This is a genomic window from Nonomuraea sp. NPDC049421, assembly GCF_040677005.1.
Classification (GTDB): Bacteria; Actinomycetota; Actinomycetes; order Streptosporangiales; family Streptosporangiaceae; genus Nonomuraea; species Nonomuraea salmonea.
Genome location: NZ_JBFAQA010000046.1, coordinates 64,734 through 73,317, shown reverse-complemented (window position 1 = coordinate 73,317; position 8,584 = coordinate 64,734). Strand labels below are relative to the sequence as shown.

Here is an 8,584-nt window from a genome sequence, read left to right as displayed (position 1 = left end):
AGCGGATGCGCCGCAAGCGGATGCGCCGCAAGCGGATGCGCCGCAAGCGGATGCGCCGCAAGCGGATGCGCCGCAAGCGGATGCGCCGCAAGCGGATGCGCCGCAAGCGGGTGGGCCCCGGCCGGTGGGCCGTGAGTCGGTGGGGCTGAGGATGTTTTCCCCGTGCGCCCGTGGCGTGTCCGTGTGGCGTGGTGGGCGGCGGTAGGGTGCTGCGTGGTTGGAAAGGACGTGCGTGATGCGAGCTGCCGTGATGGGGTCGCCCATCGGCCATTCGCTCTCGCCCCACCTGCACCGGGCCGCCTACCGGGCGATGGGGCTCGACGGGTGGAGCTACGAGGCGTTCGAGTGTGACGAAGCCCGGCTGCCCGGCCTGCTGGCCGAGCTGACCCCCATACGCGGACAGGGCGGCGACGACGGCCGCGCCTGGGCGGGGCTGTCACTCACGATGCCGCTCAAGCGGGCCGTGCTGCCCCTGCTCGACACGGTCTCCGACCTGGCCGTCGAGGTCGGCGGCGCCAACACGGTGGTCTTCCGCGACGGCAGGCGCCACGGCGACAACACCGACGTCTACGGCATCGAGCGGGCCCTGGCCGAGGCGGGGGTGCCCGCGCCGCGCTCGGCGACCGTGCTGGGCGGCGGTGCCACGGCGGCCTCCGCGCTGGCGGCGCTGCGCGGCCTCGGGCTCTACTCCGCGACGCTGCTCGTCCGCGACCCCGCCAGGGCGGGGGAGACGGCCGCGGTGGCCGAGCGGCTGGGCGTGGCGCTGGCGGTGGAGACGTTCGCCAAGCTCGACGCCCGCATCGAGGTCGACCTGGTGATCTCCACGCTGCCGAGTGGCGCCGCCGACGCCTTCGCCGGCCGGCTGGCGCGCGTGCCGGCCCTGTTCGACGTGGTCTACGCGCCCTGGCCGACCGCCGCGGCGACGGCCGTGCGCACCGCGGGCGGCATCGTGGTCGGCGGGTTCGAGATGCTGCTGCACCAGGCGGTACGGCAGGTGCAGCTGATGACCGGCGTGACGGACGTGCCCGTCGAGGCCATGCGCGCAGCGGGCGAGGCTGAGCTACTCCGCCGCTGAACACCCGCGCCATGGGAATGATGCTCGCTGCGGGCGAGGTGAGCTGCTCCGCCGGTGAATGCTCGCGCATGGGAATGAGGCCCGCTGCAGGCGAGGTGAGCTGCTCCGCCGCTGAATCCCCGCGTCGCGGGATGATTCGAGCGGGCTTCGGTGTTGTGGTAATGTAGCTCTCTGATCGGTCCGGCATGCCTTGCTGGACGCGCAAGCGGAGGTCTCCCTCCCACCTGAGTCGCCGCGAGGTGGCCGGGTCCAGGATCACGCCGGACTACTCCGGGGAGCTCGAGGCCACGAAAGCCAAAGAGCTCAGTGGCCCCGCATGCGCGACGTGCGGGGCTTTTCGCGTTCATGTGAGAAGCCCCGATACGACGAGCACGTAGGGATCGCAAACCTAGGAGGCCCCATCAGCACTGAGCCCCGCATCAACGAGCGTATCCGAGTTCCCGAGGTTCGCCTCGTGGGCCCGAACGGCGAGCAGGTAGGCATCGTCTCCATTCATGACGCGCTGAAGCTCGCCCAGGAGGCCGACCTCGACCTCGTCGAGGTCGCGGCCACGGCTCGACCGCCCGTGTGCAAGCTCATGGACTACGGCAAGTTCAAGTACGAGTCCGCGATGAAGGCGCGCGAGGCGCGCAAGAATCAGGCGCACACGATCATCAAGGAGATCAAGCTCCGGCCGAAGATCGACCCGCACGACTACGAGACCAAGAAGGGTCACGTGGTGCGGTTCCTCAAGGCGGGGGACAAGGTCAAAGTCACGATCATGTTCCGCGGACGCGAGCAGTCCCGGCCGGAGCTCGGCTTCCGGCTGCTGCAGCGGCTGGCGGACGACGTCCAGGAGCTCGGCTTCGTGGAGTCCCACGCCAAGCAGGACGGCCGTAACATGATCATGGTGATCGGTCCGCACAAGAAGAAGGCCGAGGCAAAGGCCGAAAAGGCCGCAGCCAAGGCGCAGCGTGGCGGCGAGGAGCCTTCCCCACCGGAAGCGTGACCCGCAGTTGGGGTTAGCCTTACAGCACCCCAGCAGCCACCGGCAGACGAAGACGCCGCGACCGGGCCGGACACGCACCGGCCCGGCCACCGGCACGACCGAAACGAGGAGAGACGGCGACATGCCGAAGATGAAGACGCACAGCGGTGCGAAGAAGCGGTTCCGGCTCACCGGCACCGGCAAGATCAAGCGTCGCCGTGCCAACCGCGCGCACTACAACGAGTGGAAGTCGTCCACGCTGACGCGCCGTCTCAAGAACGAGGTCGTCCTTTCCGACGCCGATTCCAAGAAGATCAAGAAGCTGCTCGCCAAGTAGCGCGAACCCCCGGGGAGAAGAAACATGGCACGCGTGAAGCGGGCGCTCAACGCCAAGAAGAAGCGCAAGGTCGTCCTCGACAGGGCGAGCGGTTACCGTGGCCAGCGGTCGCGGCTCTACCGCAAGGCCAAGGAGCAGATGCTCCACTCGATGACGTACGCCTACCGGGACCGCAAGGACCGCAAGGGCGCGTTCCGTCGTCTGTGGATCCAGCGCATCAACGCCGCGGCCCGGCAGAACGGCATCACCTACAACCGCCTGATCCAGGGTCTGCGCCTGGCCAACATCGAGGTCGACAGGAAGATCCTGGCCGACCTCGCGGTCAACGACAGCCAGACCTTCGCCACGCTCGTCGAGGCCGCCAAGAAGGCGCTCCCGGCGAACGTGAACGCTCCGGCCGCGAGCTGAAGCGCGCTTGATTTGAACGAGGGGCCCACCGATGACGGTGGGCCCTTTGCTGTCTGCACGCACGGGCCGGTGGCTGCAGGCGTCCGTACGACTGGGGGAGACGATGGCCGGGTCCGAGCTGACCAACGTGAGATCGCCGCGGGTCAAGGCCGCGCGGCGGCTCACCAAGCGGGCCTTCCGCGAGCAGGACAGGAAGTTCCTGGCCGAGGGGCCGCAGGCGGTGCGCGAGGCGCTCAAGCTCGACGGCGTGGCCCTGGAGCTGTTCAGCACGGCCGAGGCCGAGCTGCGTCACCCCGAGCTGATCACCGAGGCCACGCTCAAGGGCGTTCCCGTCCACCGGGCGAGCGGCGAGGTCATGTCCGAGCTGTCACAGACCGTGACGCCGCAGGGGCTGGTGGCCGTGTGCCGGCTGGTGCACGTGCCACTGGAGGAGGCGCTGGCGGGCGAGCCGCGGCTGGTGGCGGTGCTGGCGCACGTGCGCGATCCCGGCAACGCGGGGACCGTCATGCGGGCGGCCGACGCGGCGGGGGCGGACGCGGTGGTGTTCACGGACGCGTCGGTCGACCCGTACAACGGCAAGTGCGTACGCGCCAGCGTCGGCAGCCTTTTCCATCTTCCCGTCACGATCGGTGCACCGGTGGGCTCCGCCGTGCGTCAACTGAGGGAGCGGGGCCTGCGCGTGCTGGCGGCCGACGGCGCGGGCAAGCACACGCTCGACGACGTCGATCTCTCCGGACCGACGGCGTGGATCTTCGGGAACGAGGCCTGGGGACTGCCGGAGGAAATACTCACCGAAGCGGATGATGTGGTCAGAGTGCCCATCTACGGACAGGCTGAAAGTCTGAACCTGGCCACCGCCGCGGCGGTATGCCTTTACTCCTCGGCCAGGGCGCAGCGGGTGCCCTAGGCGACGGGAAACCCGCTATTGTCGGCGTTGTAGGCGGAGGAGGCGAGGCGTGCACGGCGCAGACACCGACGGGCGAGTAGTCGCGGCCGCGTGCACGATAGCCATCGACGATCTCCCCGACGGCCTCATCGTGACCGACCGATATGGGCGCGTGCTGGCCGTCAACCGGGCCGCCGCGCGGCTCACGAGCATCCCGGCCGAGCGCGCCGTCGGCCGCCACATGAACGACGTCTACCCGTTCCGCGACCACGACGGGCGCGACTGGTGGAAGGCGCTCGACCCCGAGGGCGGGCTGCGCAACCGCACCCGCGTGCCCGAGCGGCCGCTGCACCTGCCCGGCGGGCAGGAGCTCTACGTCGCGGCCAGGCTCGTCCGCGAGCCGGAGCGCGGCGGCGAGGTCGAGCGGGTCGCGATCACGCTGCGTGACGGCGGCGCCCGCTCCCGGCTGGAGCGCAGCCGCGCCGACCTGGTCTCCACCGTCGCCCACGAGCTGCGCTCGCCGCTGACCAGCGTCAAGGGGTTCACCGCCACGCTGCTGGCCAAGTGGACCCGCTTCACCGAAGAGCAGAAGCTCGTCATGCTCGAGACGGTCAACAACGACGCCGACCGCGTCACCCGGCTCATCACCGAGCTGCTCGACGTCTCCCGCATCGAGTCGGGGCGCCTCGAGGTGCGCCGCCAGGTCGTCGATCTGCCCGCCAGGGCGCGCCGCCTCATCGCGGGCCGGGTCGCGGCCGGCGAGCCGGAGAACCGCTTCCGGCTGATCGCCGACGACGAGCTGCCCGAGATGTGGCTCGACCAGGACAAGATCGACCAGATCCTGGGTAACCTGGTGGAAAACGCGCTGCGCCACGGGCGCGGCACTGTGACGATCGAGATCGAGTCCATCGAATGGGGAGTGGCCGTGTCGGTGCGCGACGAGGGCGAGGGCATCGAGCCCGAGCTGGCTCCGCGCGTCTTCAGGCAGTTCTGGCGGGGCGGCAACAGCCGCCGCCGGGGCGGCACGGGGCTCGGCCTGTTCATCGTCAAGGGCCTGGTCGAGGCGCACGGCGGCACGATCACGGTGCAGCGCGCGCCCGAGGGCGGGGCTGAGTTCCGATTTACCTTGCCCACCGGCACCCCCGACTTCGCCGGCGTCTAGTCGCCGCGTTCGGGCCCGGTGGGCGGGTCCCACTAGACTCTTTTCCGCTCAAGCCCTGGATACGGAGCTCACTCTTGTCTGACTACGATCCCGTCGAGGTGACACCGTTGCATGCCGACGAGGTGTCCCGGATGGAGGCCGACGCCATCGAGGCGATCAAGGCGGCCGGCGACCTCGACGCACTCAAGCAGGCCAGGCTGGCGCACGCGGGTGACCGCTCGCCCATCGCCCTGGCCAACCGCGAGATCGGCGCCCTGCCGCCGGCCGCCCGCGCCGAGGCCGGCAAGCGCGTCGGCGCGGCCCGCAAGGCCATCAACGAGGCGCTCGCCGCCCGCCAGGCCGAGCTGGAGGCCGAACGCGACGCCCGCGTCCTCATCGAGGAGGCCGTCGACGTCACCCTGCCGTGGGACCGCCGGCCGCGCGGCGCCCGCCACCCGCTCACCACGCTGCAGGAGCGCATCGCCGACGCCTTCGTCGCCATGGGCTACGAAGTGGCCGAGGGGCCCGAGCTCGAAGGCGAGTGGTTCAACTTCGACGCCCTCAACATCGCCAAGGACCACCCGGCGCGCTCCGACCACGACACGTTCTTCGTCGGCTCCACCGACTCCGGCATGGTGCTGCGCACGCAGACCTCGCCGGTGCAGATCAGGGCGCTGCTCCAGCGCGAGCTGCCGGTCTACGTCATCTCGCCGGGCAAGACGTTCCGCACCGACGAGCTCGACGCCACCCACACCCCGGTCTTCCACCAGACCGAGGGCCTGGCCGTCGACGAGGGCCTGACCATGGCCCACCTCAAGGGCACGCTCGACCGGTTCGCCGAGGTGATGTTCGGCAAGGGCATCACGACGCGGTTCCGGCCCAACTACTTCCCGTTCACCGAGCCGTCCGCCGAGATGGACCTCAAGTGCTTCGTCTGCCGCGGCGCCTCCGCGGTGCCCGGCAACCCGCCCTGCCGCACCTGCAAGTCGGAGGGCTGGATCGAGTGGGGCGGCTGCGGCATGGTCAACCCGCGCGTGCTCATCGCGTGCGGCGTCGACCCGTCGCGTTACTCCGGGTTCGCCTTCGGCATGGGCATCGAGCGGACGCTGATGTTCCGCCACAACGCCGAGGACATGCGTGACATGGTCGAGGGAGACGTGCGCTTCACGCTCCCGTTCGGAATGGAGATCTGATGAGGGTCCCGCTTTCCTGGCTGCGGGAGTATGTCGATCTCCCGGCGGTCACCGCCCACGAGGTGGCCGACAAGCTCACGGCCGCCGGGCTCAAGCTCGAGTCGATCACCTCGCACGGCCACGACGTCAAGAACGTCGTCGTCGGCGAGGTGCTCGAGGTCGAAGAGCTGACCGGCTTCAAGAAGCCGATCAGGCACTGCAAGGTCGAGGTGGGCGAGGCGACGCCGCGCGAGATCGTCTGCGGTGCCACGAACTTCGCCGCCGGCGACCGGGTGCCCGTCGTGCTGCCCGGCGGCGTGCTGCCCGGCGGGTTCGAGGTCGGGGCGCGCAAGACGTACGGGCGGATGTCCGAGGGCATGATCTGCTCCGAGCGCGAGCTGGGGCTGGGCGACGACCACAGCGGCATCATGGTGCTGCCCGAGGGCACGCCCATCGGCACCGACGTGGTCGAGCTGCTCGGGCTGCGCGACGACGTGATCGAGCTGGAGATCACCCCCGACATCGGCTACGCGCTGTCGATCCGCGGCGTGGCGCGCGAGGCGGCCACGGCGTTCGGGGTGGCCTTCCGCGACCCCGCCGACGTCGAGGTGCCCGCCGAGACCGCGCCGTCGTGGCCGGCCTCCATCGCCGACCCGAGCGCCTGCGACCGGTTCGTGCTGCGCGAGGCGCACGGCTTCGACCCGGAGGCGCAGACGCCGCTGTGGATGCGCGTACGCCTGCACCGGGCCGGCATGCGCCCGGTCTCGCTGGCCGTCGACATCACCAACTACCTGATGCTGGAGCTCGGGCAGCCGCTGCACGCCTTCGACCGCGGCAAGCTCACCGGCGAGATCGTCGTCCGCAGGGCCGCGGCGGGCGAGCGGCTGGAGACGCTCGACCACGTCGTACGCGACCTCGACCCCGACGACATCCTCATCACCGACCAGTCGGGGCCGATCTCCATGGCCGGCACCATGGGCGGCCTGGAGACCGAGATCTCCGGCTCCTCCACCGACATCGTCATCGAGGCCGCCCACTTCTCCGCCACCGGCATCTCCCGCGAGTCCCGGCGGCACGGGCTGGTCTCCGAGGCGTCCAAGCGGTTCGAACGCGGCGTCGACCGTGAGCTGCCGCTCGTCGCCTCGTGGCGGGCCGTGCGGCTGCTGGCCGAGCTGGGCGGCGCCACCGCGCAGCCCGGCGTCACGCACGCCGAGGTCGAGGTGTCGCCGGCGCGCATCGCGATCCCCGCCGACTATCCGGGCCTGGTGGCCGGCGTCCCCTACTCCAAGGAGACCGTGGTCACCCGCCTGCAGCAGGTCGGCTGCGTCGTCACCGACGGCGCCGACCCGGCCGTGCGGCAGGGCGGCGTCGCCCCGACCGGCGTGGTGACCGGCGGCGAGCTGGCCGCCAGACTGGCCGTCACCGGCGACGACATGATCACCGTGACCCCGCCGTCCTGGCGGCCCGACCTGACCGACCCCAACGACCTGGCCGAAGAGGTCATCCGGCTGGAGGGCTACCAGAACCTCCCGTCGGTGCTGCCCTCCGCCCCGGCCGGCGCCGGGCTCACCGAGGGCCAGCGGCTGCGCCGGCGGGTCGGGCGGGCGCTGGCCGAAGGCGGCTACGTCGAGGTGCTCAGCTACCCGTTCATCAGCCCCGACGACTTCGACCGCATGCAGCTGCCCGCCGAGGACGCGCGCCGCCGCGCCGCGCGGCTGGCCAACCCGCTGTCGGAGGACGAGCCGCTGATGCGGACGACGCTGCTGCCGGGGCTGCTGAAGACCCTCGTACGCAACGTCGGGCGCGGCTTCACCGACGTCGCCCTGTTCGAGTCCGGCGCCGTCTACCGGCCCCGCGAGGACGCGTCCGAGGTCGCTCCCGTGCTCGGCGTCGAGCGGCGGCCCACCGCCGACGAGCTGGCCACCATCGAGTCGGCGCTGCCCGACCAGCCGCTGCGGGTCGCGGTCGTGCTGGCCGGCGAGTTCGAGCGGTCCGGCTGGTGGGGCGCCGGGCGGGCGGCCTCGTGGGCCGACGCCGTGCAGGCGGCCCGGCTGGTCGCCGCCGAGGCGCGGCTCGAGCTGTCCATCAGCGCCGACCAGCACGAGCCGTGGCATCCCGGCCGGTGCGCCGCCCTCTACGTGGGCGACACGCTGGTGGGGCACGCCGGTGAGCTGCACCCGCGGGTCATCGAGGCGTACGGGCTGCCGGCCCGCACCGCGGCGATGGAGCTGGAGCTGTCGCGGCTGGAGGCGGCCATGCCGGGGCCTGTCGACACGCCCGCCGTGTCCGCCTACCCGGTGGCCACCCAGGACGTCGCGCTGATCGTGCCCGACTTCACGCCGGTCGCCGACGTCGAGGCGGCGCTGCGCGACGGGGCTGGGGAGCTGCTGGAGTCGATCAGGCTGTTCGACGTCTACGCGGGTGAGCAGGTGGGCGAGGGGAACAAGTCGCTCGCCTACTCGATGCGGTTCCGCGCGGCCGACCGTACGCTGACCGTCGAGGAGACGACGGCGGCCCGCGACGCGGCGGTGGCCATGGCCGCCGACCGGGTGGGCGCCCAGCTCCGCGGCTGACCCGTCTTTCCAGGGGGCCGGTGCG

Annotated in this window: 8 protein-coding genes; all 8 read left to right on the top strand. The window is 71.4% G+C overall.

Annotation, left to right across the window (positions count from 1 at the left end):
• The first annotated feature begins 235 nt into the window (after positions 1–235).
• The 8 genes from AB0K18_RS46985 (at position 236) to AB0K18_RS46950 (ending at position 8,559) form a co-directional block, all read left to right on the top strand.
• On the top strand, positions 236–1,075 hold the full coding sequence (locus AB0K18_RS46985) for a shikimate dehydrogenase (protein WP_364928652.1): 840 nt from the start codon (positions 236–238) through the stop codon (positions 1,073–1,075).
• Positions 1,076–1,475: 400 nt separating this feature from the next.
• Positions 1,476–2,063, top strand: coding sequence for a translation initiation factor IF-3 (gene infC, locus AB0K18_RS46980; RefSeq protein ID WP_364116687.1), 588 nt, complete (start codon positions 1,476–1,478; stop codon positions 2,061–2,063).
• Positions 2,064–2,184: 121 nt separating this feature from the next.
• Positions 2,185–2,379 carry a 50S ribosomal protein L35 gene (rpmI, locus tag AB0K18_RS46975; RefSeq protein ID WP_043622108.1) on the top strand — a complete coding sequence of 65 codons (195 nt, stop codon included), beginning with the start codon at positions 2,185–2,187 and terminating at the stop codon, positions 2,377–2,379.
• A gap of 24 nt (positions 2,380–2,403) precedes the next feature.
• Entirely contained in the window at positions 2,404–2,787 is a 384-nt protein-coding gene (gene rplT / locus AB0K18_RS46970) for a 50S ribosomal protein L20 (protein ID WP_345386295.1), read from the top strand.
• 103 nt (positions 2,788–2,890) lie between these two features.
• Complete coding sequence (locus AB0K18_RS46965) at positions 2,891–3,694, top strand: RNA methyltransferase (RefSeq protein WP_364928658.1); 804 nt, start codon at positions 2,891–2,893, stop codon at positions 3,692–3,694.
• 49 nt (positions 3,695–3,743) lie between these two features.
• Positions 3,744–4,835: an ATP-binding protein gene (locus tag AB0K18_RS46960; protein ID WP_364928649.1), complete on the top strand. Its 1,092-nt coding sequence runs from the start codon at positions 3,744–3,746 to the stop codon at positions 4,833–4,835.
• Positions 4,836–4,966: 131 nt separating this feature from the next.
• Positions 4,967–6,007 (top strand): phenylalanine--tRNA ligase subunit alpha, encoded by a 1,041-nt coding sequence (gene pheS / locus AB0K18_RS46955; RefSeq protein WP_364557688.1) that lies wholly within the window; start codon positions 4,967–4,969, stop codon positions 6,005–6,007.
• Positions 6,007–8,559, top strand: a complete 2,553-nt coding sequence (locus tag AB0K18_RS46950; protein WP_364928646.1) for a phenylalanine--tRNA ligase subunit beta — start codon at positions 6,007–6,009, stop codon at positions 8,557–8,559. Before pheS ends, AB0K18_RS46950 begins: the two co-directional genes overlap by 1 nt.
• The last annotated feature ends 25 nt before the right edge of the window (positions 8,560–8,584 follow it).

Coding starts and splice junctions, on each gene's coding strand:
- AB0K18_RS46985 (WP_364928652.1), top strand. CDS start 236: ATGCGAGCTGCCGTGATGGGGTCGCCCATCGGCCATTCGCTCTCGCCC.
- rplT (WP_345386295.1), top strand. CDS start 2,404: ATGGCACGCGTGAAGCGGGCGCTCAACGCCAAGAAGAAGCGCAAGGTC.
- pheS (WP_364557688.1), top strand. CDS start 4,967: ATGGAGGCCGACGCCATCGAGGCGATCAAGGCGGCCGGCGACCTCGAC.
- rpmI (WP_043622108.1), top strand. CDS start 2,185: ATGCCGAAGATGAAGACGCACAGCGGTGCGAAGAAGCGGTTCCGGCTC.
- AB0K18_RS46965 (WP_364928658.1), top strand. CDS start 2,891: ATGGCCGGGTCCGAGCTGACCAACGTGAGATCGCCGCGGGTCAAGGCC.
- AB0K18_RS46950 (WP_364928646.1), top strand. CDS start 6,007: ATGAGGGTCCCGCTTTCCTGGCTGCGGGAGTATGTCGATCTCCCGGCG.